The sequence below is a fragment of the Tepidamorphus gemmatus genome (genome assembly GCF_004346195.1).
GTDB lineage: Bacteria > Pseudomonadota > Alphaproteobacteria > Rhizobiales > Tepidamorphaceae > Tepidamorphus > Tepidamorphus gemmatus.
On sequence record NZ_SMAK01000014.1, the window covers coordinates 21,062 to 41,814 of the forward strand.

Below are 20,753 nucleotides of genomic sequence, written 5' to 3' on the forward strand. Positions count from 1 at the left end.
GCCGTTGCGGACGGAGAATGGCCCGCGCGGCATCCGGCCGGAGCGCGCCGGGGACAGCCCGACTCCGGGGCTGCCTCGATGCCTCGACGAGGTGCCGGAAACCGCAAACGGCGGATGCCGATCGGACATGTGTAAATCTCGTGTTACATATGCTTCGTAAACGTGATAGAACACTCGCGAAGAGCAACAGCGCGGGATGGGTCCGATGCTACATGTCCCGGGCCATGGAAACGGCCGGCTCAGGGCACCGGTGGAGCAGCCTGCGGCCCGGTCCGACCGGTCTCGCTCTCACGCCGGCGGACAGCCGTCCGGCCGACGCCGGCATGTCGAGCAGGGCGGGCGGCCGGCGTTCCCGTTCTCGGCCATCGTCGCGCAGGATGACCTCAAGCGGGCTCTGATCCTCGCCGCGATCGACCCGACGATCGGCGGCGTTCTGGCGTTCGGCGATCGCGGCACCGGCAAGTCGACCATCGTCCGCGCACTCGCCGCGCTCTTGCCGCCGATCACTGTCGTCGCGGGCTGCCCCTACAATTGCCGGCCTGGCGCACCGCAGGAGCAGTGCGACACCTGTCGCGATGCGCGTGCCTCCAGAAGCCTCAAGGTGCCGGTTCCGGTCGTCGATCTGCCGCTCGGCGCGACCGAGGACCGGGTCGTCGGCGCACTCGATCTCGAGCGGGCGCTGGTCGCTGGCGAGAAGCGCTTCGAGCCCGGCATTCTGGCGCGGGCCAATCGCGGCTTCCTCTACGTCGACGAGGTAAACCTGCTGGAGGACCATCTGGTCGACCTGTTGCTCGACGTGGCAGCATCCGGCGAGAACGTCGTGGAACGCGAGGGCATCAGCCTGCGTCATCCGGCGCGCTTCGTGCTGATCGGCAGCGGCAATCCGGAGGAGGGCGAACTGCGGCCGCAACTGCTCGACCGCTTCGGGCTCGCCGTCAAGGTCGCGACACCCGATAATCTCGCCGACCGGATCGAGGTCGTCCGGCGGCGCGATGCCTACGACCGCGATCCCGGCGGATTCGCCGCCCTCTGGGCCGGCCGGGAGCGAAGCCTGCGGCGCCGGATTTCGGCAGCCCGGCGGCGGCTGGCGACAGTCGGGACACCGGACGCTGCCCTCGAATCCGCCGCCGGCCTGTGTATGGCGGTCGGCACGGACGGGCTGCGCGCGGAGCTGACGTTGATCCGCGCCGCCCGCGCACTCGCCGCATTCGAGGATCGGCCGGCGGTCGCCGGCGACCATCTGAAGGCGGTCGCCCCACTGGCGCTGCGCCATCGCCTGCGCCGCAATCCGCTCGACGAGACCGGTTCCGGCGCGCGCCTCGAGCGCGCGCTGACCGACCATTTCGGATGACCGGCAGCGGCCCATCGCCGCATGACTGGCCGGACGCGGTGCTGGCCGCCGGCCTCCTCGCCGTCGCCGGCCCGGCCCTGGGCGGCGCCGTCGTCAGGGCCGCGCACGGGCCGGCCCGCGAGCGCTGGAACGACATCCTCGCCGCTCTCATGCCGCCAGCCGCGCCGATCCGCAGGGTGCCCCTTCATATCGACGATGAGCGTCTGATCGGCGGCATCGACCTCGTCGCGAGCCTCGCCGTCGGCCGCCCCGTCGCCGAGCGTGGCCTGCTCGCGGCGGCGGATGGCGGCCTGCTGATCCTGCCAATGGCGGAACGGGCTGACCCGGCGACGGTAGCGAGGATCGGACAGGCGCTCGATAGCGGATCGGTGACGCTCGCGCGTGACGGGCTGTGCCGCCGCTGGCCCGCCCGCTTCGCTGTGGTCGCGTTCGACGAAGGGATCGGCGAGGACGAGACGGTCGCAGAGCCGCTGAGGGAGCGGCTCGGGCTGTGGCTGGATCTGTCGGACACATGTCCGATGGAGCTGGACGTCAAGCCGGCCGACATCGCCGCCGCCGTGGCGGCCGGGCGTGGATGCCTTGCGGCGACACGGCTCGCCAAGGGTGCACCGGACACCCTGTGCACCACCGCGGCGCTGCTCGGCATCGGGTCGCTTCGCGCGCCGATCCTGGCGGCGCGCGCCGCAACGGCAATTGCCGCCCTCGACGGTCGTGACCTGACGGACGAGCGTGATATCGCCCTCGCCGCGAGGCTGGTGCTCGGGCCGCGAGCGACGCAGCTGCCGCAGGATGGTGCGGCGCGCGGCGAGTCCGATCCGACGGGGACTGCTGCCCCCCCGCGGTCCGACCAGACCGCGGAACCCGATGCAGCGGACCGGCCGGTCGAGGAACACGCCGAGGACATCGCCGTCGCTGCCGCCTTTGCCGCCCTGCCCCCCGGATTGCTGGAACGGCTGCGCCACGGCGGCGGCCAGCGCCGGCAGGTGCGGCACGGCGGATCCGGCGCGACCGGCTTGTCCGCACAGCGCGGTCGCGCCCACGGCACGAAACGGACAGCCCCCGGCCGCCCCGATAAGATCGACATCCTCGCCACGCTCCGCGCGGCAGCTCCATGGCAGCGGCTGCGGTCGGCCGGGCGGACCGGGGGTAGCCGCCGCATCGAGGTACGCAAGGACGATCTGCGCGCGATCCGGCGCAAGCAGCGCCGGCAAACCACGACGATCTTCGTCGTCGACGCCTCGGGCTCCTGTGCCCTGCAGCGCCTGGCCGAGGCCAAGGGCGCAGTCGAACTCCTCCTTGCCGACTGCTACGTGCGCCGCGACCATGTGGCGCTGCTGGCGTTTCGCGGCTCCGACGCCGAGATCGTGCTGCCGGCGACCCGCTCCCTGCACCGGGCGCGACGCGACCTTGCCTGCCTGCCGGGCGGCGGCGGCACGCCGCTGGCGAGCGCCATAGAGCGGGCTGCCGAGCTCGCCGACCAGGAACTGCGCCGCGATCGCTCACCGGTGATCGTCCTGCTGACGGACGGACGGGCCAATGTCACCCGCGACAACCGGCGCGACCGCGTGACAGCAACGCGCGAGGCGATCGACGCCGGCAGGGCGCTGGCCAAGGCAGGCGTCGCATCGGTGCTGATCGACACGGCGCTGCGCCCCGACCCCCGGGCGCTCGAACTCGCGCAAGCGATGGGTGCAATCTATCTGCCCATGCCACATGCCGACGCCGCCGGTCTGTCGAGCGCGGCGCGCAAGGCAGCCGGAGCGATGCGGAGCGCTGCGCCATGGCAATGACCGCGAGCCTTCCGGCCTGGCCGGACTGGCCGGGTCGCGATTCGAGCCGTATCGTCGAGGCGGGCGGCGTTTCGTGGCATGTCCAGCAATCCGGCCGCGGCCCCGACCTGCTGCTCGTCCACGGCACGGGTGCCTCCACCCATTCCTGGCGAGGGCTGATGCCATACCTCACCGAACGCTGGCGCGTCACCGCGCCGGACCTGCCGGGACATGGCTTCACCGATCCGATCCGCGACGGCCAGCCGACCTTGCCGGCGATCGCCCATGTGCTGACCGCTCTGGTCGAACAGCTGGCGATCCGGCCGATGGTCGCGGTCGGACATTCGGCAGGGGCCGCGATCCTCGCCCGGATGGCAATCGACGGAGGTATCCGGCCGGCGCTCCTCGTTGCGATCAACGGTGCATTCCTGCCGTTCCGAGGCATCGCGATGCGGATGTTTCCGCAGCTCGCGCGCCTCCTCGTCGCCAACCCCCTCGTCGCGCGAACGCTTGCCCTGTCGTCGAGCGAACGGACGGTGAACCGGATGATCCGCGGCAGCGGCTCCAGCATCGACGAGCACGGGATCGACCTGTACGGACGGCTGTTCCGCGATCACCATCACGTCGCCGGCGCGCTGGAAATGATGGCGAACTGGGACCTCGCGCCGCTGGTGCGCGATCTTCCCCGCCTCGACATTCCCACCCTGCTCATCGTCGGCGAGGGTGACCGCTACGTGGACCCGTCGGAATCCCGGATCGTCGCCCGCCTGATTCGGCAGTGCGAACGGGTCCTGCTGCCCGGTCTCGGCCACCTCATGCACGAGGAGGCACCCGCCAAGATCGCCGACCTCATCCTCGACCGGGCCGAGGCAGCCGGTGCGGATGCCGCGCCATGACGCGCCACGCCCCTCCCCCGGCGTTCCGGGCTGCGGCGGCGGCCAGCCACTCGGCCCCGCACGCGGTCATCATCGGCAGCGGTTTCGGCGGGCTTGCGGCAGCTATCCGGCTGGGTGCGCGGGGCTACCGGGTCACCGTGCTCGAACAGCTGGAGCAGCCCGGCGGGCGGGCTTCGGTATTCCGGCAGGACGGCTTCACCTTCGACGCGGGACCGACCATCGTCACGGCACCCTTCCTGTTCGAAGAGCTCTGGTCGCTGTGCGGGCGCAGGCTCGCGGACGATGTAGACCTGCGACCAATATCGCCCTTCTACGAATTGAGGTTCGACGATGGCAGCCGGTTCCGCTGCGATGCGGACCCGGAATTCATGCGCGCCGAGGTCGCCCGCCTGTCGCCGGGCGACGTGGCCGGATACGAGGCCTTCATGCGGCGCAGCGAGGCGATGTGCCGTGTCGGGTTCGAGGAACTCGGCCATGTGCCGTTTCACCGGCCCGGCAGCATGGTCCGCATCCTGCCCGATCTCGTGCGGCTTGGCGGCCACCGTTCGGTCTATGGCCTCGTTGCCCGCCACGTGCGTGACGAGCGGCTGCGCACGGCGCTGAGCTTCCATCCGCTGCTGATCGGCGGCAATCCGTTCCGGGCGACCGCCATCTACTGCCTGATCGCCCATCTCGAGCGCAGATGGGGGGTGCATTTCGCCATGGGCGGCACCGGCCGGCTGGTGGCGGGCATGGTCCGGCTGATCGAAGACCAGGGCAACGAAATACGCTGCCACGCCCGCGTCGAGAGGATCGCCGTCGACTCCGGCCGGGCGGTCGGCGTGAGGCTCGCCTCCGGCGAGACGGTGGCCGCAGACGTGGTCGTGTCCAACGCCGATTCCGCCACCACCTATCGCGCACTCCTAGCGCCGGGCCGGCGGCGGCGCTGGACGAACCGGCGGATCGACCGGGCGCGCTACTCGATGAGCCTGTTCGTCTGGTATTTCGGCACACGGCGGCAGTTCCCCGAGGTCGGACACCACACGATCCTGCTCGGCCCGCGCTATCGCGGCCTGCTCGCCGACATATTCGACCGCAAGGTGCTCGCGGACGATTTCAGCCTCTACCTGCATCGCCCGACGGCCACCGATCCTTCTCTGGCGCCGGCCGGCTGCGATGCCTTCTACGTGCTGTCGCCTGTACCGCATCTCGACAGCAGGATCGACTGGAGCGTCGCCGCCGAGCCCTATCGCCGGCGCATCGCCGCCTTCCTCGACGCTCGCCTGATGCCGGGTTTCGAGGCCGATATCGTGACCTCGCGACTGATGACGCCCGCCGACTTCCGCGATCGGCTCGCCTCCCACAAGGGGGCGGCGTTCGGGCTCGAACCGGTGCTCACCCAGAGCGCATGGTTCCGGCCGCACAACCGCAGCGAGGAGATCGAGAACCTGTTTCTCGTCGGCGCCGGCACGCATCCCGGCGCGGGCATCCCCGGCGTGCTGTCGTCGGCACGCGTTCTCGACAGGGTCGTACCCGATGCTGTCGCCGCCGCATGACGCCCGGGTGTCCACCGCCCTCGCCGGGGACTTCGTCCACTGCCGCGAAATGATCCGCGGCGGATCGCGGAGCTTTCACGCCGCCTCGCTGCTGTTGCCGACACGCGTGCGGCGGCCGGCCTATGCGCTCTATGCCTTCTGCCGCCTGTCCGACGATGCGGTGGACCTGAACGGCAGCCGGACAGACACGCTCGCACGCCTGCATGAGCGGCTGGAGCGCGCCTATGCGGGACGGCCGCTCGACCATCCGGTCGACCGCGCCTTCGCGGCTACCGTCAGCCGCTTCGCGATCCCGCCCGACCTGCCGCTCGCGCTGCTGGAGGGGCTCGCCTGGGACGCGGCGGGACGGCGCTACGACACGATCGCCGATCTCGAGGCCTATGCGGCGCGGGTGGCAGGCTCGGTCGGCGCGATGATGGCGCTTCTGATGGGCGTCCGTGATCCGCGGCTGCTGGCGCGGGCCTGCGATCTCGGCGTTGCCATGCAATACACCAACATCGCCCGCGACGTCGGCGAGGATGCGCGCAACGGCCGCCTCTACCTGCCAAGACAGTGGCTGACGGAGGAAGGCGTCAATCCAGCCTCCTTCCTCGCCGCGCCCGCCTGCACATCGGCGATCCGGCGCGTGGTCGCCCGCCTGCTCGGCGAGGCGGACCGCCTCTATGCCCGTGCCGATGCCGGCATCGCCGGCCTGCCGATCTCGTGCAGGCCCGCCATCACTGCCGCACGGCTGCTCTATGCGGCGATCGGGCGGGAGGTTGCCCGCAACGGCTTCGATCCGGTCTCCCGGCGGGCCGTCGTGCCGACCCGCCGCAAATGCGCGCTGGTCGCCCGGGCGCTGATCGGTCTGCCGCGCGCCCCGGCACCGGCATCGGCGCCGCCGCTGGCGGCGACGCGGTTCCTGGTTGACGCGGCGCGCGAGGCGCGTCCGCCGACCCGCCCCGCAGCCTGGTGGGACATTGGCGGGCGGGTCGTGTTCGCGATCGAGCTGTTCGACAGGCTGGAGCGGCGCGACCGCCTGCAGCGCGTCATGTCACGCAGCTGACGGATCCAGCGGGAACCCTATGCCGTACGATGGCATTATGATCCTTCCGGCACGGCATTCGGATCCGACACGATGAACCTCTATCCCTATCTCGTCCTCGGCGGCTTCTGTGTCGCCTGCACGCTGGTGGCGCTGAGCGGCGCGCTGTTTCCGCCCGGAGAGTGGTACGAGCGGCTCGCCAAGCCGAGCTGGACGCCACCAAATTGGGTGTTCGGGCCGGTCTGGACCGTGCTCTACGTGATGATCGCCGTTTCGGGCTGGCTGGTCTGGCGCGACTCCGGCTTCTCCGGCGCGCGCACCGCGTTCTTCATCTACGGCGTGCAGCTTGTCCTCAACGGCCTGTGGTCGGCGATCTTCTTCGGCATGAAGCGGCCGGGCCTCGCCATCCTCGACGTGGTTGCGCTCTGGCTGTCGATCGTCGCCACAATCGTCGCATTCCTCCCGCACAGTCCGCTCGCGGCCTGGCTGCTCGTGCCCTATCTCGCCTGGGTGACGCTTGCGACAGCGCTCAACATCTCGGTGTGGCGCCTCAACGCCGCATCTGCTGAGGCGAGAGGCTGAGGGTCGCGGATGACGGGATGGCTGGCGCTCGCGGAACTCCTTCTCGTCTTCGGCGGTGTGCTGGCCTTCGGCATCTGGCAGCTGCGCTGCCTGCGCCGTGACCGGGGCGACGACGGATCGAGCTAAGGCCGCCGTGGCATCCGGAACGGCAGCAGCAGGCGTACCCACTGGCGGGCGAAGCGGTCGAGATCGAGGCTTTCGTGGACGGCGGCGACCTTGCGGCCCTTCCAGGACAGGTGGAGCAGCGAGCGGGCGTAGAAGGGAGAATCCTCGAGGGTACGCACGACATCCGCAGCCGCATCCAGCGGGATGCGCGTGGACCGTCTGATCCCCCACGGCGTCGTCGGCAGCGCACGCGGCGGCGGCATCGCCATGTCATCAACCGACCCGTCATCGGCGATGCGCAGGCATCGGGCGAAGGGGGGACCCTGCCGGGGATCCGTCTCGTAGACGATGACGGTACCCTCCGGCGTGTGCGCGCGCGACCATTGCCAGCTGCGGAACCCGGCTTCGAGAGGCTCGCTGCCGTGGTTTGCATCGAGATAGGCCGTGCCCGTCCAGTGCAGCGCCGGATCGCGCATCTCGACCTCAATCCGTGCCCTCGGGGCGATGGGCCGCCAGTGATGGCGGCCAGCCTCGTCAAGCACGAAGCCCACCGCCGGCATTGGGCGCGGTTCGATGCGGATCAGGCCGAGCACACGGCGCGGAACCGGCACAGCGACCTCGTCGAGATGAATGACGAGGGCGGTGCCGTCCCAGGCAAACCAACTCGAACCGACGGTGAGCGACATCTCATTGCGACCGAGACTGTCGCGGCCGCGCTCGGTCATCGTCCAGCGGCGTCTGCGACCATAAAGCGCCACATTGACCGCAACGTGATCGTCGGGATCGCGGCGCCCCCGCCAGGCGTAATAGGGCGAGAACACCGAGCCGACGAAGGCGATGACCGTCAGCGCGTCCGTACCGTCGTCGCTGATTGCATCGACATACCACCAGGCATAGCCGCCGGGTGGAACCGGCGTGTCGAAGCGTGGTCCCGCAGGAGCGCTTCTGCCGCGAGCCGGCCCGAGATCACAGCCATCGGCGCGCCCGGCCCCGGGTGGATGCTGCCGCCCGCCAGATAGAGGCCCGGAATGCGGCTGCGCGACCCCGGCCGACGAAACGAGGCCATCGCGCCATGTGGCGCCCGCCCGTACAGGGCTCCGCCCGTGCCCGGGAACATCGCGGCGAACTGTGCCGGTGTCGTTATCGCTGGCGGCTCCTGCCAGCTCAGTGTCAATCCGCATCTGGCCATGAGCGCGGTCGCAGCCGTCAAGCACCGGTCGATCTCCTCCTGCTGGAAGCCCCGGACGTCGCCGTTCGGGGGCGCATTGATGATCCAGAACAACCGCTCCGACGCCCCGTCTGCGCGCAGGGTCCCGGCATCGTCGCGATCCTGGGCGCAGACATAGACGGTCGGCGCGTCGGGCAACTGTCCGCGGTCGAAGACATCAACGAACTCCGCCTCGTAGTCGGTGGAGAAGAAGACCGTATGATGCGCCGGCGCGAACCCGTCGGTCCGGGCGAGCATCGAGACGGTCAGCGCGGACTGCGACCTGGCGGCCGGCGGAACCGGATCGCAGGCTGCAGCGACCGCGGCGCCGAAACAGCCGGCGGCATAGGCGCCAGCATCGGCAGTCGACACCACCAGGTCCGCTGCGATGGTTTCGCCGTTGTCGAGCACGAGGCCCGACACGCGACCATCGGCGACGACGATCTCGTCGACGCTGACACCGTGGCGGAACGCAACGCCCCTGGCCTCGGCGAGGTCCTGCATCGCGACGGCGAGGCGATGCATTCCGCCGCGCACCAGCCAGACACCGGATTGCTCGACATGCGCGACCAGCATCAGCGTCGCCGGGGCGCGGAACGGCGAGGCCCCGCAATAGGTGGCGTAGCGGCCGAACAGCTGCCGCAGCCGGGCGTCGCGGAAGTGGCCGCGCAAGACCTTCCACAACGGCGTGAACGGGCGGATCGCCAGTAGGTCGGACGTGCCGGCAAGGCCGAACCGCCGCGCGAGCCCGACCGGCGTCGGCAGGTCTGCGCGGATGAAGGTGTTCTCCAGCGCCTCGAAGATGCGTTGCGCCTCCGCACAGAAGGCGAGATAGCCGCGTGCCTCGGCAGGGCCGGCAAAGGCGGCGATGGCATCGGCAGCAGCCGACCGGCCGTCAGGCAGATCGATCTGCCCGCCACCGTCCCACGCATGGCGGGCGAGAACCGACGCGCGGCGCATCGGCACACGATCTTCGAGCGAGGCGCCGGCGAGGTCGAACAGCTCGTCGAAGACGTCGCGCAGGGTAAGGACCGTGGGACCGGCATCGATCTGCCGTCCGCCGACTTGCTGCTCGCGCATTTTGCCGCCGGACTGCGCCATGCGCTCGACAACCGTCACCTCGAGACCGTGGACGGCCAGTTCCAGCGCGGCGGACAATCCCGCGATACCGGCACCGATGACGATCACCCGTGGGGAGCGCATTCCGCCGATCTCCGTGCGAACCGATGTCCACTTTATCTTACATCAAAAATAGTCAATAGTGATTTACATGCGGGCCTGGAGGAGCGCGAAATGGACCCGACATCTCGAATCGAACTCGCCCTCGAAACTGCGGTCGGACAGGCTGCGACGGAGGACTGCCCGAAGGGCCTTGCCGATGCTCTGCGCTATGCGGTGTTCCCCGGAGGTGCCCGGGTGCGACCGCGCCTGTGCCTGTCGGTCGCCCATGCCTGCGGGGACACCGACCCCGCCCTTGCCGACGCCGCAGCCTCTGCCATCGAACTGCTGCATTGCGCGTCGCTGGTGCACGACGATCTGCCCTGCTTCGACGACGCCGCCATCCGCCGCGGCAAGCCATCGGTCCATCTGGCCTTCGGGGAGCCGATCGCGGTGCTGGCCGGCGACGCGCTGATTGTGCTGGCCTTCGAGACCCTGGCACGGGCGGCGGGATCGGATGCCGCGCGACTCGCCCGCATCGTCGGGCTGATCGGACGCGGTGTCGGTGCGCCCCATGGCATCGCCGCCGGACAAGCCTGGGAATCCGAACCGGACGTGGATCTGGCGCGCTACCACCGGACCAAGACGGGATCGCTGTTTGCGACTGCGACCATGTGCGGGGCAGCGGCAAGCGGCCACGACCCGGTGCCGTGGCAGGCACTCGGCGAGCGGATCGGCGAGGCCTTTCAGGTTGCCGACGACCTGCGCGACGTGGTCGAGGATACCCTGTCGACCGGCAAGCCGTCCGGCCAGGATGCGGCGCGCGCCCGGCCGAGCGCAGTGACGAGCCTCGGCCTCGCCGGCGCGGTGCGCCGTCTCGAGGGGCTTGTCGCAGCGGCCGTCGAGGCGATCCCGCCCTGCCCGGGCCGCGACGAGCTCAGGGACCAGATCCTGCAGGAAAGCCGGCACTTCCTGCCGAAGGGTGTGCCGCTGATTGCGGCATGACCGGCCCGACCGCACCAGCCGGGCGCCTCGACTCCGCAGCCGCGCCGATGACCGGCCAATCAGACCGCCGCCCGTGCGCGCCACTCGATGCCTGGCGGAACTTCCGCAACCGGCTGGTGGCCGATCCGCGCTTCCGGCGCCTGGCGGCCGCGCTGCCCTTCTCCCGCCTTATCGCCGAGCAGGCAACGCGGCGGATCTTCGACCTCTGCGCCGGCTTCACCTATTCGCAGACCCTGTTCGCCTGCGTCGAGCTCGGCATCCTCGCCCGTCTTGCCGACCGGACCATGACCGCAGAGGAGCTGGCGCCTGATGTCGGCCTCTCGGCGCCTGCGATGGAGCGGCTGCTCGCCGCGGCCGCCGCGCTCGGCATCGTCGAGCCGTGCGCCGGCGGGCGCTACGGCCTCGGCCTGACCGGCACGATCATCGCCGCAGAACCGGGGCTTGCCGAGATGATCTCGCACCACCGGCTGCTCTACGCCGATCTCGCCGACCCGGTCGCGCTCCTTCGCGGGCGGAGGGATGGCACGCGTCTGTCTGCGTACTGGGCCTATGCCGGACGGCCGGCCGCCGAGGCCGTGGCGGCGGACACGGACGCCTATACGACGCTGATGGGCGCAACACAGGCCAGCATCGCCGACGCGATCCTCGACGCCTACGACTTCTCGCGCCACCGGCGGCTGCTCGACGTGGCGGGCGGCGACGGCAGCTTCGCCATCGCCGCGATGCAGCGTCATCCGCGACTTGCCGCCACAACCTTCGACCTGCCCTGCGTTGCGGCACGCGCCGAAGCCCGGATCGCAGCTGCGGGGCTCTCGGCCCGCGGGGCAGCGACGGGAGGTGACTTCATTACAGATCCCCTGCCTGGGGGCCACGACGTCGCGACCCTGGTGAGGGTGGCGCTCGATCACGACGAGCCGACCGTGGCGCGGCTGCTTCGCGCGATCCATGCCGCGCTCCCGCGGGGCGGAACCCTGGTGATCGCCGAGCCGATCGCCGGCACCGCCGGGGCCGAACGCATCACCGATACCTATTTCGGGCTCTATCTGCTCGCCATGGGGGGTGGCCGCACACGGACCTTCGACGATTTCCGCACGCTGCTCAAGGCTGCCGGATTTGTGCGCGTGCGCCGCATCGCGACGCGGCAGCGGCTGCTCTGCGGACTGGTTGTCGCGCAGGTCGGGTCGCCGCCCTTGTAAGTTTGTCTTGACGTCTTGAGATGTAAATATAGACTTACAGATGGAGAGTCACCCGACCTGTCAGATGGAGCTGTCAGGCGGGCCGACGAGGCGACGAGCGACAACGATGAACACCCTCGCCATCGTCCTTGAGGAGCCCCGCCAACTGGTGCTGCGCGAGCTCGAGCTCGATGCACTCGGTGACGACGACGTGGCCGTGGCCATCGACTGGAGCGGAATTTCCACGGGCACGGAACGCCTTCTGTGGACTGGCCGGATGCCGGCCTTCCCTGGCATGGGCTATCCCCTGGTGCCCGGTTACGAATCGGTCGGCCGCGTGGTCGCTGCCGGCTCGGCGGCGACGGTTCCGGTGGGTGCACGGGTGTTCGTACCGGGCGCCCGCTGCTTCGGCGAAGTGCGTAGCCTGTTCGGCGGCGCCGCCTCGCATGTGATCGTTCCCGCGACCCGGGTCTGTCGTCTCGACGAGGACATGGGCGAGGAAGCGACACTGCTCGCGCTGGCCGCGACCGCCTGCCGCGCGGTTGCAGCGAACGGCGCCGCACCGCCCGAGCTGATCGTCGGTCACGGCGTGCTCGGTCGCCTGGTCGCGCGAACGAGCCTCGCCTTGCACGGATTGACGCCGACCGTGTGGGAGCACGATCCGGCGCGGCGCGGCGGCACGACCGGATATCCGGTCGTCGATCCGGCCGACGATCACCAGCGAACCTATCGCGTCATCTGCGATGTCAGCGGCGACGCGGCGCTGCTCGACACCCTGATCGGCCGGCTCGCGCCGGGCGGCGAGATCGTGCTGGCAGGCTTCTACGAGAGCCGACCGAGCTTCGACTTCCCAGCCGCCTTCATGCGCGAAGCGCGCCTGCGGATCTCGGCCGAATGGAAGCCGCAGGATCTCGATTTGGCGCTCAGGCTCGTGCGCGCCGGCAGACTCGACCTTTCTGGACTCATCACCCATCGCCGCGCCGCCCGCGACGCGGACGCCGCCTATCGTACGGCCTTCGACGACCCGGGCTGTCTCAAGATGATCCTCGACTGGAGAACGCTGTCATGAACGCGATACCCCCGCCCGTGACTCCGGTCGCGCAACGCACCATGCACGACGTCCTTCGCGAGGAGGCGGCCATCGAACCGGATCCGGTGCACACCGAGCCGGCCCGCAAGGCGACCCAGGTCATCGCCATCTACGGCAAGGGCGGCATCGGCAAGAGCTTCACGCTTGCCAACCTGTCCTACATGATGGCCCAGCAGGGCAAGAAGGTGTTGCTGATCGGCTGCGACCCGAAAAGCGACACCACCTCGCTGTTGTTCGGCGGTCGGGCCTGCCCGACCATCATCGAGACGTCCTCGCGCAAGAAGGCGGCTGGCGAACAGGTCGAGATCGGCGACGTCTGCTTCATCCGCGACGGCGTGTTCGCGATGGAGCTCGGCGGACCTGAAGTCGGCCGCGGCTGCGGCGGACGCGGCATCATCCACGGCTTCGAGCTGCTCGAGAAGCTCGGCTTCCACGACTGGGGCTTCGACTACGTCCTGCTCGACTTCCTCGGCGATGTGGTGTGCGGCGGCTTCGGCCTGCCGATCGCCCGCGACATGTGCCAGAAGGTGATCGTGGTCGGTTCGAACGACCTGCAGTCGCTCTACGTCGCCAACAATGTCTGCTCGGCGGTTCAGTACTTCCGCAAGCTCGGCGGCAATGTCGGCGTCGCCGGCATGGTGGTGAACAAGGATGACGGCACCGGCGAGGCGGCAGCCTTCGCGAACGCCGTCGGTATCCCGGTGCTCGCCTCGATCCCGGCACACGAGGACATCCGCCGCAAGAGCGCGAACTACCAGATCATCGGCATTCCCGGCGGCGAATGGGGCCCGCTGTTCAGCCAACTTGCGACCAATGTCGCGGAGGCGCCGCCGCTGCATCCCACCCCGCTCGACCAGGATGGGCTGCTCGGCCTGTTCAAGAGCGAGACGGTCGGTCGTGACATCGTGCTGACGCCGGCGACGATGGCCGACATGTGCGGCACCGATGTGGTCAGCAGGCCGTCGCTCGAAGTGATCTACGACTCGGTGTGACGGTGATCCGGCCATGAACGCGCCCACCCATCCACCGATCAGCAAAGCGCCGCCAGCGGTCGCCGCCGAGGCCAGCGGCTGTCACGCCGGACGGACGGAGATGCTGCGGGCGGCCGCCTCGGCCGGCAGGAGCGAGACGCTCGCCCGCTATGCCACCGACTATCCGACCGGGCCGCACGACCAGCCGCAGTCCATGTGCCCGGCCTTCGGGTCGCTCCGGGTGGGCTTGCGGATGCGGCGCACCGCCACCGTCCTGTCCGGCTCGGCCTGCTGCGTCTACGGCCTGACCTTCACCTCGCACTTCTACGGGGCGAAACGCACGGTCGGCTACGTCCCGTTCAACTCCGAGACGCTGGTCACGGGAAAGCTGTTCGAGGACATCCGCGACGCGGTTCACGCGCTGGCGGACCCGGCCCTCTACGACGCGATCGTGGTGACCAATCTGTGCGTGCCGACCGCTTCCGGCGTACCGCTGCAGCTCCTGCCGAAGGAGATCAACGGCGTTCGGATCATAGGCATCGACGTTCCGGGCTTTGGCGTGCCGACGCATGCGGAGGCGAAGGACGTGCTTTCCGGCGCGATGCTCGCCTATGCCCGGAGCGAGGCCGAGGCGGGTCCGGTGCAGGCGCCGCGCGCCGGTCCCGCTTCGCGCCCGACGGTAACGCTGCTCGGCGAGATGTTCCCGGCCGACCCGGTCGCCATCGGCCGGATGCTGGAGCCAATGGGACTCGCCGCCGGCCCGGTGGTGCCGACACGGGAGTGGCGCGAACTGTACGCAGCACTGGATTGCGTCGCCGTCGCAGCCATCCATCCCTTCTACACCGCATCGATCCGCGAGTTCGAGACCGCCGGCCGCCCTGTCGTGGGCTCCGCACCGGTCGGCCTCGATGGCACCGCAGCCTGGCTGGAGTCCATCGGGGCCGCCGCAAATGTCGGTGCTACTGCGATCGACGCGGCGAAGGCCGCGGTCCTGCCCGCAATCCGCAGGGCGCTCGCGGCGACACCGATCCGCGGGCGGATTACCGTATCGGGCTACGAGGGCTCGGAACTGCTGATCGCCCGGCTCCTGATCGAGAGCGGCGCCGAGGTGCCCTATGTCGGCACCGCCTGCCCGCGAACGCGCTGGTCGGAGCCCGACCGCGAGTGGCTGGAGGCGCATGGCACAACGGTCTGCTACCGCGCCTCGCTGGAACAGGATCTCGCCGCGCTCGCCGATCTCGGGCCGGATCTGGCGATCGGCACGACCCCGGTGGTGCAGGCGGCCAAGGAGGGCGCTACGCCTGCCCTCTACTTCACCAACCTGATTTCAGCACGGCCGCTGTTCGGCCCGGCTGGCGCCGGTGCACTGGCGCAGGTCGTCAACGCGGCGCTCGGCAACGGCGCCCGAATGGCGGCGATGAAGGCGTTCTTCGAAGGCGTCGGCAGCGGCGATGCGGCCGGCATCTGGGAGGACATGCCGCGCGAACATCCGGATTTCCGGCGCAAGCACCTTGCGCGGATGCGCAAGGCGGCCGCGCTCGCCGAGGAGATCCCGTGATGCTGGTGCTCGATCACGACCGGGCCGGCGGCTACTGGGGATCGGTCTACGTCTTCACGGCGATCAAGGGCCTGCAGGTCGTCATCGATGGGCCAGTCGGCTGCGAGAACCTGCCTGTCACCTCGGTGCTGCACTACACCGATGCGCTGCCGCCGCATGAACTGCCGATCGTCGTGACCGGGCTGTCGGAGGACGAACTCGGCCGGCACGGCACCGAGGCGGCAATGAAGCGGGCGCATGCAACGCTCGACCCGGCGCTGCCCAGTGTCGTCGTCACCGGGTCCATCGCCGAGATGATCGGCGGCGGGGTGACGCCGGAAGGCACCGGCCTGCAGCGCTTCCTGCCGCGCACCATCGACGAGGACCAGTGGCAGAGCGCCAATCGCGCGATGTACTGGCTGTGGAGCGAGTACGGCGCGCCGAAGGGGCGGATGCCGAAGCCGCGGCCGCGGCCCGAGGACGCGAAGCCGCGCGTAAACATCATCGGCCCGATCTACGGTACCTTCAACACCTGGTCGGATCTGGCCGAGATTCGCCGGCTGGTCGAGGGAATCGGTGCGCAGGTCAACATGACCTTCCCGCTCGGCGCGCATCTGTCGGAGATCCCGCGCCTGGTCGATGCGGACGCCAACATCTGCATGTACCGCGAATACGGCCGGATGCTGTGCGAGGCGCTGGAGAAGCCCTACTTCCAGGCGCCGATCGGCCTGCATTCCACGACGGCCTTCCTGCGCGCGCTCGGCGCGACCCTCGGGCTCGACCCCGAACCGTTCATCGCCCGCGAGAAGCACACCACGATCAAGCCGCTGTGGGATCTGTGGCGCTCGGTAACGCAGGACTTCTTCGGCACGGCCTCGTTCGGGATCGTCGCCAACGAGACCTACACGCGAGGCATACGCCACTTCCTCGAGGAAGAAATGGGGTTGCCATGCCACTTCGCGGTGGCGCGTCGGGCAGGCGGGAAAACCGACAACGAGACGGTGCGCGGTCTGATCCGCGAGAAGCCGCCGCTGATCGTGTTCGGCAGCTACAACGAGCGGATGTATCTGGCCGAGGTCGCGGCCAGGTCGGTATTCATCCCGGCCTCGTTCCCCGGCGCGATCATCCGCCGCCATACCGGCACGCCGTTCATGGGCTACGCCGGCGCCACCTACCTCGTGCAGGAGGTTTGCAACGCCCTGTTCGACGCGCTGTTCCACGTCCTGCCGCTGGCCGCCGATCTCGACCGGATCGATCCGACGCCGGCGCGCCGCCACGACGATCTGCCTTGGGACGAGGCGGCACTGGCCGCGCTGGAAGCGACCGTCGAGGCAATGCCGGTGCTGGTGCGCATCTCCGCGGCCAAACGGTTGCGCGACGAGGCCGAGCGCGCGGCGCGCGCGGCAGGCGAAGGCCGTGTCACCGCCGCGCGGCTCGCCCGGTCATCGGCGCAGGTCCGCGAGGTTCACGCCGCATGAGTGCGACACGCGACATCGCCACGGCGACGCGCGTGCCGACGGCCGATGGCATCCGAAGAGGGGAAGGAACGCCAATGCATGACGGAACCCTGCCACTGGCGAGACTGAGCCGGAGCGAACAGGCCTCGTTCCGCCGCATCTACATCGCGAGCTTTCCGCTGTTCCTCGCGGCCGCAGTCATCGCCCGCCTGGTTGCCCCGCTGGCATCCGGCCGCACCGCGGGCCAGCGCAGGTCGGTTTTCGGGGAGGCCAAGGCACTCGCCGATTCCACGATTCCGTTCGCCTTCATGAAGTGAGGCGGACGGATGTGTCCGGCTCGCCGGACACCCAGTGCGTCGCGGCGGAACAACGTCGCGGCGGTTCCAGCCGCATGGCGACATGCGGTTCCGGCCCTCGGGCCAAGTAACGGAGGTCGCAAATGGCCACACCCTCGGACGCATCGTTGTCCGGGCTGACCGAAGGGGAAGCCAGGGAGTTCCACAGCATATTCATGTCGAGCTTCCTGATGTTCGTCGCGGTCGCCATCGTCGCGCACATTCTCGCGTGGCTGTGGCGCCCGTGGCTTCCGCCGGAGGGCGGCTACGCGTCGGTGATGACCGACGTGCAATTCGCCGCGGCCCAACTGCTGACGTTCGTAGGATAGGAGCGGAACACATGTGGAGAATGTGGCTCCTCTTCGATCCTCGGCGGACGCTGGTGGCGCTCTTCACCTTCCTGTTCGTCCTCGCCCTGCTGATCCACTTCATCCTGCTGAGCACCGACCGGTTCAACTGGCTGGAAGGCCCGTCGCCGCGGGCGAGCTCGGTGGAAATGTCGGTGGTGATGCCGGCCTAGACGCAACTGCCGTTCCGGTGAACGGCTGGCGGTGGGCGTGACGGGCAGCCCCGTGATGCCCACCGCAAACAGGGGCCCGGACAACGGGCACGTCGCAAGTCTTCAGGAGAAGGACGGCGCAGATGGCCATGCTCAGCTTCGAACGCAAGTACCGCGTCAGGGGAGGCACCCTGATCGGGGGCGACCTCTTCGACTTCTGGGTCGGGCCGTTCTATGTCGGCTTCTTCGGCGTCACGACCCTGTTCTTCACGGCGCTCGGCACCGCGCTGATCATCTGGGGCGCGGCACTCGGGCCGACATGGAACGTCTGGCTGATCTCGATCGCGCCGCCCGATCTCAGCTACGGCCTGGCTCTCGCCCCGCTGAAGGAAGGAGGCCTGTGGCAGATCATCACCATCTGCGCGATCGGTGCCTTCGTCTCATGGGCTTTGCGCGAGGTCGAGATCTGCCGCAAGCTCGGCATCGGCTACCATGTTCCCTTCGCCTTCTCGGTGGCGATCTTCGCCTATGTGGCGCTGGTGGTGATCCGGCCGCTGCTGCTCGGCGCCTGGGGGCACGGATTTCCCTACGGCATCATCAGCCATCTCGATTGGGTGTCGAACGTCGGCTACCAGTACCTGCACTTCCACTACAATCCCGCCCACATGATCGCCGTGACGTTCTTCTTCACGACGACGCTGGCCTTGTCCCTGCACGGGGCGGTGATCCTGTCGACGCTCAATCCCGGCCCCGGCGAGACGGTCAAGACGCCGGAGGACGAGAACACCTATTTCCGCGACACCATCGGCTACTCGATCGGCCCGCTCGGCATCCATCGCCTCGGATTGTTCCTGGCGCTGAACGCCGGCTTCTGGAGCGCCGTGTGCATCATCATCAGCGGACCGTTCTGGACGCGCGGCTGGCCCGAATGGTGGGGCTGGTGGCTCAACCTGCCGATCTGGCGCTGAGCCTCGGGGAGGGCGAGACATGAGCGAGTATCAGAACATCTTCACCCGCGTTCAGGTGCGTGGCCCGCTCTATGCCGGCACGCCGCTGGAGCGCGGCACGATGGGCCGCGAGAAGGGGTCCGGCTTCGTCCACCTGCTCGGCCGTTTCGGCGACGCCCAGATCGGGCCGATCTATCTCGGCTGGACGGGCATCGCCTCGGTGTTCTGCGGCTTCGTCGCCATCGAGATCATCGGGCTCAACATGTGGGCCTCGGTGAACTGGGATCCGATCCAGTTCATCCGCCAACTGCCGTGGCTCAGCCTCGAGCCGCCGCCGCCGGAGCGCGGCCTGTGCGTCATCTGCCCGCTCAACGAAGGCGGCTGGTGGCAGCTGGCCGGCTTCTTCCTGACCGCCTCCATCCTGCTGTGGTGGGTCAGGATGTACCGGCGTGCGCGTGCGCTGAAGATGGGCACCCATGTGGCCTGGGCCTTCGCCTCGGCGATCTGGCTCTACCTGGTTCTGGGCTTCATCCGGCCGCTGTTGATGGGAAGCTGGAGCGAGGCGGTACCGTTCGGGATCTTCCCGCATCTCGACTGGACCGCGGCTTTCTCGATCCGCTACGGTAATCTGTTCTACAACCCCTTCCACATGCTCTCGATCGTCTTCCTGTACGGCTCGACGCTCCTGTTCGCCATGCATGGTGCGACGATCCTGGCGGTCAGCCGCTACGGCGGCGAGCGCGAGATCGAGCAGGTGGTCGACCGCGGCACGGCCGCGGAACGGGCGGCGCTGTTCTGGCGCTGGACGATGGGCTTCAACGCGACGATGGAATCGATCCACCGCTGGGCCTGGTGGTTCGCCGTGCTCTGCCCGCTGACCGGCGGCATCGGCATCCTGCTCACCGGAACCGTCGTCGACAACTGGTACCTCTGGGGCGTCAAGCACAGCATCGCGCCGTCCTATCCGGCAGTCTTCGGGCCGATCGGCGATCCCTCCGCGATCCAGGGAGCAGGACAATGAAACTCACCCTCACACTCCTCGGCATCGTCGTGGCGAGCCTGCTCGGCATCGCGATGATGACCACCTGGGAACGCCCGCCGATGGACTCGACCCAGCTCGGCTTCCGCGGCACAGGCATGGTGGAGATCACCAATCCGAGGCTCGACGCCAAGGCCGCGGCGATGCGCCCGGCCATCCCCGAACCGCTGCCGCCGGCCGACGACGAGGGCGGGCCGCGCGCGGGGGAAATCTACGAGAACGTCCAGGTGCTGGGCGATCTCACCGAAGGCCAGTTCATCCGCCTGATGAGCGCCATGACGGAATGGGTCGCTCCGCAGGAAGGCTGCGGCTATTGCCACAATCTCGAGAACCTGGCTGAGGACGCGCCCTATACCAAGATCGTCGCGCGGCGGATGCTGCAAATGAACCGCCATATCAACAATGACTGGACCGATCATGTCAGGGAGACCGGCGTCACCTGCTACACCTGCCATCTCGGCAAGCCGGTGCCCGCGAATATCTGGTTCCGCAACGAGGGACCGCCTCAGGCCAGGGGCATGGCCGCCGGCCGCGATGGCCAGAACCTCGCCTCACCGACGGTCGGGCTGACGTCGCTGCCCTACGATCCGTTCAGCGGGCTGCTCGACTACGCCAACCGGATCCGTGTCGTGGGCGCCTCGGCCTTGCCGCAGGGCCCGGGGGCCTCGATCAGGCAGACCGAGACCACCTACGGGCTGATGATCCACATGTCGGAGGCTCTCGGGGTCAATTGCACCTTCTGCCATAACGCCCAGTCGTTCACGACGTGGAGCACAAGCCGGCCGCAGCGCGTGACGGCCTTCCATGGCATCGCAATGGTCCGCGATCTCAACATGCAATACCTGCAGAGCCTGCAGGACGTGTTTCCCGCGGAACGTCTGGGGCCGACGGGTGACGTCGCCAAGATCAACTGCGCCACCTGCCATGCGGGTCAGAACAAGCCGCTCGGCGGGGTGAGCCTGCTCAAGGACTACCCGGAACTGAATTGATCCTGGCGGCACCGTCCGACCCGGACGGAAATCCGTCCGACGCCTGCAGGCGTACCATTTGCGCAGGCCGTATCCGGAGCCC

The 20,753-nt window shown here is 69.1% G+C and carries 20 protein-coding genes; 18 read left to right on the plus strand and 2 right to left on the minus strand.

What is annotated here, in order from left to right; translation table 11 throughout:
- The first annotated feature begins 205 nt into the window (after window positions 1-205).
- From bchI to EDC22_RS16325, 6 genes are all read left to right on the plus strand, one after another.
- A complete protein-coding gene (gene bchI / locus EDC22_RS16300; protein WP_132807739.1) occupies window positions 206-1,351 on the plus strand; it encodes a magnesium chelatase ATPase subunit I in 1,146 nt (381 codons plus the stop codon).
- Complete coding sequence (locus EDC22_RS16305; RefSeq protein WP_132807740.1) at window positions 1,348-3,141, plus strand: magnesium chelatase subunit D; 1,794 nt, start codon at window positions 1,348-1,350, stop codon at window positions 3,139-3,141. The genes bchI and EDC22_RS16305 overlap by 4 nt, the downstream gene beginning before the upstream one ends.
- Window positions 3,132-4,016, plus strand: coding sequence for an alpha/beta fold hydrolase BchO (bchO, locus tag EDC22_RS16310; RefSeq protein ID WP_342635150.1), 885 nt, complete (start codon window positions 3,132-3,134; stop codon window positions 4,014-4,016). Before EDC22_RS16305 ends, bchO begins: the two co-directional genes overlap by 10 nt.
- Window positions 4,013-5,551, plus strand: coding sequence for a phytoene desaturase (locus EDC22_RS16315; RefSeq protein ID WP_132807741.1), 1,539 nt, complete (start codon window positions 4,013-4,015; stop codon window positions 5,549-5,551). The genes bchO and EDC22_RS16315 overlap by 4 nt, the downstream gene beginning before the upstream one ends.
- Complete coding sequence (locus EDC22_RS16320; protein WP_132807742.1) at window positions 5,532-6,596, plus strand: phytoene/squalene synthase family protein; 1,065 nt, start codon at window positions 5,532-5,534, stop codon at window positions 6,594-6,596. Before EDC22_RS16315 ends, EDC22_RS16320 begins: the two co-directional genes overlap by 20 nt.
- 72 nt (window positions 6,597-6,668) lie before the next feature.
- Window positions 6,669-7,157, plus strand: a complete 489-nt coding sequence (locus tag EDC22_RS16325) for a TspO/MBR family protein (protein ID WP_132807743.1) — start codon at window positions 6,669-6,671, stop codon at window positions 7,155-7,157.
- Between the two features lie 122 nt (window positions 7,158-7,279).
- On the opposite strand, the gene EDC22_RS16330 is transcribed toward EDC22_RS16325, so the two are convergent.
- Both EDC22_RS16330 and crtD read right to left on the minus strand, forming a co-directional pair.
- Window positions 7,280-8,083 (minus strand): hydratase, encoded by an 804-nt coding sequence (locus tag EDC22_RS16330; RefSeq protein WP_245499808.1) that lies wholly within the window; start codon window positions 8,081-8,083, stop codon window positions 7,280-7,282.
- A gap of 23 nt (window positions 8,084-8,106) precedes the next feature.
- Window positions 8,107-9,672, minus strand: a complete 1,566-nt coding sequence (gene crtD / locus EDC22_RS16335; protein WP_132807744.1) for a 1-hydroxycarotenoid 3,4-desaturase CrtD — start codon at window positions 9,670-9,672, stop codon at window positions 8,107-8,109.
- Between the two features lie 90 nt (window positions 9,673-9,762).
- Here crtD and EDC22_RS16340 point away from each other — a divergent pair, with 90 nt between their 5' ends.
- The 12 genes from EDC22_RS16340 (at window position 9,763) to pufC (ending at window position 20,671) form a co-directional block, all read left to right on the plus strand.
- Window positions 9,763-10,632, plus strand: a complete 870-nt coding sequence (locus EDC22_RS16340) for a polyprenyl synthetase family protein (protein WP_132807745.1) — start codon at window positions 9,763-9,765, stop codon at window positions 10,630-10,632.
- A gap of 47 nt (window positions 10,633-10,679) precedes the next feature.
- Complete coding sequence (locus tag EDC22_RS16345; protein WP_132807746.1) at window positions 10,680-11,828, plus strand: methyltransferase; 1,149 nt, start codon at window positions 10,680-10,682, stop codon at window positions 11,826-11,828.
- Window positions 11,829-11,934: 106 nt separating this feature from the next.
- The gene (gene bchC / locus EDC22_RS16350) at window positions 11,935-12,876 is read left to right on the plus strand and encodes a chlorophyll synthesis pathway protein BchC (protein ID WP_132807747.1); all 942 of its coding nucleotides are present in this window, start codon (window positions 11,935-11,937) and stop codon (window positions 12,874-12,876) included.
- Window positions 12,873-13,889: a chlorophyllide a reductase iron protein subunit X gene (locus tag EDC22_RS16355; protein WP_132807748.1), complete on the plus strand. Its 1,017-nt coding sequence runs from the start codon at window positions 12,873-12,875 to the stop codon at window positions 13,887-13,889. The genes bchC and EDC22_RS16355 overlap by 4 nt, the downstream gene beginning before the upstream one ends.
- Window positions 13,890-13,902: 13 nt before the next feature.
- The gene (bchY, locus tag EDC22_RS16360) at window positions 13,903-15,426 is read left to right on the plus strand and encodes a chlorophyllide a reductase subunit Y (protein WP_132807749.1); all 1,524 of its coding nucleotides are present in this window, start codon (window positions 13,903-13,905) and stop codon (window positions 15,424-15,426) included.
- The gene (gene bchZ, locus EDC22_RS16365; RefSeq protein WP_132807750.1) at window positions 15,426-16,883 is read left to right on the plus strand and encodes a chlorophyllide a reductase subunit Z; all 1,458 of its coding nucleotides are present in this window, start codon (window positions 15,426-15,428) and stop codon (window positions 16,881-16,883) included. Before bchY ends, bchZ begins: the two co-directional genes overlap by 1 nt.
- The gene (locus tag EDC22_RS16370) at window positions 16,880-17,179 is read left to right on the plus strand and encodes a hypothetical protein (protein ID WP_245499809.1); all 300 of its coding nucleotides are present in this window, start codon (window positions 16,880-16,882) and stop codon (window positions 17,177-17,179) included. Before bchZ ends, EDC22_RS16370 begins: the two co-directional genes overlap by 4 nt.
- 122 nt (window positions 17,180-17,301) lie before the next feature.
- Entirely contained in the window at window positions 17,302-17,526 is a 225-nt protein-coding gene (pufB, locus tag EDC22_RS16375) for a light-harvesting antenna LH1, beta subunit (RefSeq protein ID WP_132807751.1), read from the plus strand.
- Window positions 17,527-17,537: 11 nt separating this feature from the next.
- Window positions 17,538-17,717 (plus strand): light-harvesting antenna LH1, alpha subunit, encoded by a 180-nt coding sequence (gene pufA / locus EDC22_RS16380; protein ID WP_132807752.1) that lies wholly within the window; start codon window positions 17,538-17,540, stop codon window positions 17,715-17,717.
- A gap of 122 nt (window positions 17,718-17,839) precedes the next feature.
- Complete coding sequence (pufL, locus tag EDC22_RS16385; RefSeq protein ID WP_132807753.1) at window positions 17,840-18,664, plus strand: photosynthetic reaction center subunit L; 825 nt, start codon at window positions 17,840-17,842, stop codon at window positions 18,662-18,664.
- Between the two features lie 19 nt (window positions 18,665-18,683).
- Entirely contained in the window at window positions 18,684-19,664 is a 981-nt protein-coding gene (gene pufM / locus EDC22_RS16390; protein ID WP_132807754.1) for a photosynthetic reaction center subunit M, read from the plus strand.
- The gene (gene pufC / locus EDC22_RS16395) at window positions 19,661-20,671 is read left to right on the plus strand and encodes a photosynthetic reaction center cytochrome PufC (protein ID WP_132807755.1); all 1,011 of its coding nucleotides are present in this window, start codon (window positions 19,661-19,663) and stop codon (window positions 20,669-20,671) included. The genes pufM and pufC overlap by 4 nt, the downstream gene beginning before the upstream one ends.
- The last annotated feature ends 82 nt before the right edge of the window (window positions 20,672-20,753 follow it).

Excerpts from the sequence above, each read along its gene's own strand:
- EDC22_RS16355 (WP_132807748.1), top strand. The coding sequence starts at position 12,873 with ATGAACGCGATACCCCCGCCCGTGACTCCGGTCGCGCAACGCACCATG.
- EDC22_RS16340 (WP_132807745.1), top strand. The coding sequence starts at position 9,763 with ATGGACCCGACATCTCGAATCGAACTCGCCCTCGAAACTGCGGTCGGA.
- EDC22_RS16315 (WP_132807741.1), top strand. The coding sequence starts at position 4,013 with ATGACGCGCCACGCCCCTCCCCCGGCGTTCCGGGCTGCGGCGGCGGCC.
- pufA (WP_132807752.1), top strand. The coding sequence starts at position 17,538 with ATGTGGAGAATGTGGCTCCTCTTCGATCCTCGGCGGACGCTGGTGGCG.
- EDC22_RS16320 (WP_132807742.1), top strand. The coding sequence starts at position 5,532 with ATGCTGTCGCCGCCGCATGACGCCCGGGTGTCCACCGCCCTCGCCGGG.
- bchZ (WP_132807750.1), top strand. The coding sequence starts at position 15,426 with ATGCTGGTGCTCGATCACGACCGGGCCGGCGGCTACTGGGGATCGGTC.
- EDC22_RS16305 (WP_132807740.1), top strand. The coding sequence starts at position 1,348 with ATGACCGGCAGCGGCCCATCGCCGCATGACTGGCCGGACGCGGTGCTG.
- crtD (WP_132807744.1), bottom strand. The coding sequence starts at position 9,672 with ATGCGCTCCCCACGGGTGATCGTCATCGGTGCCGGTATCGCGGGATTG.
- pufC (WP_132807755.1), top strand. The coding sequence starts at position 19,661 with ATGAAACTCACCCTCACACTCCTCGGCATCGTCGTGGCGAGCCTGCTC.
- bchC (WP_132807747.1), top strand. The coding sequence starts at position 11,935 with ATGAACACCCTCGCCATCGTCCTTGAGGAGCCCCGCCAACTGGTGCTG.
- bchO (WP_342635150.1), top strand. The coding sequence starts at position 3,132 with ATGGCAATGACCGCGAGCCTTCCGGCCTGGCCGGACTGGCCGGGTCGC.
- pufL (WP_132807753.1), top strand. The coding sequence starts at position 17,840 with ATGGCCATGCTCAGCTTCGAACGCAAGTACCGCGTCAGGGGAGGCACC.
- EDC22_RS16345 (WP_132807746.1), top strand. The coding sequence starts at position 10,680 with ATGACCGGCCAATCAGACCGCCGCCCGTGCGCGCCACTCGATGCCTGG.
- EDC22_RS16325 (WP_132807743.1), top strand. The coding sequence starts at position 6,669 with ATGAACCTCTATCCCTATCTCGTCCTCGGCGGCTTCTGTGTCGCCTGC.
- pufM (WP_132807754.1), top strand. The coding sequence starts at position 18,684 with ATGAGCGAGTATCAGAACATCTTCACCCGCGTTCAGGTGCGTGGCCCG.
- EDC22_RS16370 (WP_245499809.1), top strand. The coding sequence starts at position 16,880 with ATGAGTGCGACACGCGACATCGCCACGGCGACGCGCGTGCCGACGGCC.
- bchY (WP_132807749.1), top strand. The coding sequence starts at position 13,903 with ATGAACGCGCCCACCCATCCACCGATCAGCAAAGCGCCGCCAGCGGTC.
- pufB (WP_132807751.1), top strand. The coding sequence starts at position 17,302 with ATGGCCACACCCTCGGACGCATCGTTGTCCGGGCTGACCGAAGGGGAA.
- bchI (WP_132807739.1), top strand. The coding sequence starts at position 206 with ATGCTACATGTCCCGGGCCATGGAAACGGCCGGCTCAGGGCACCGGTG.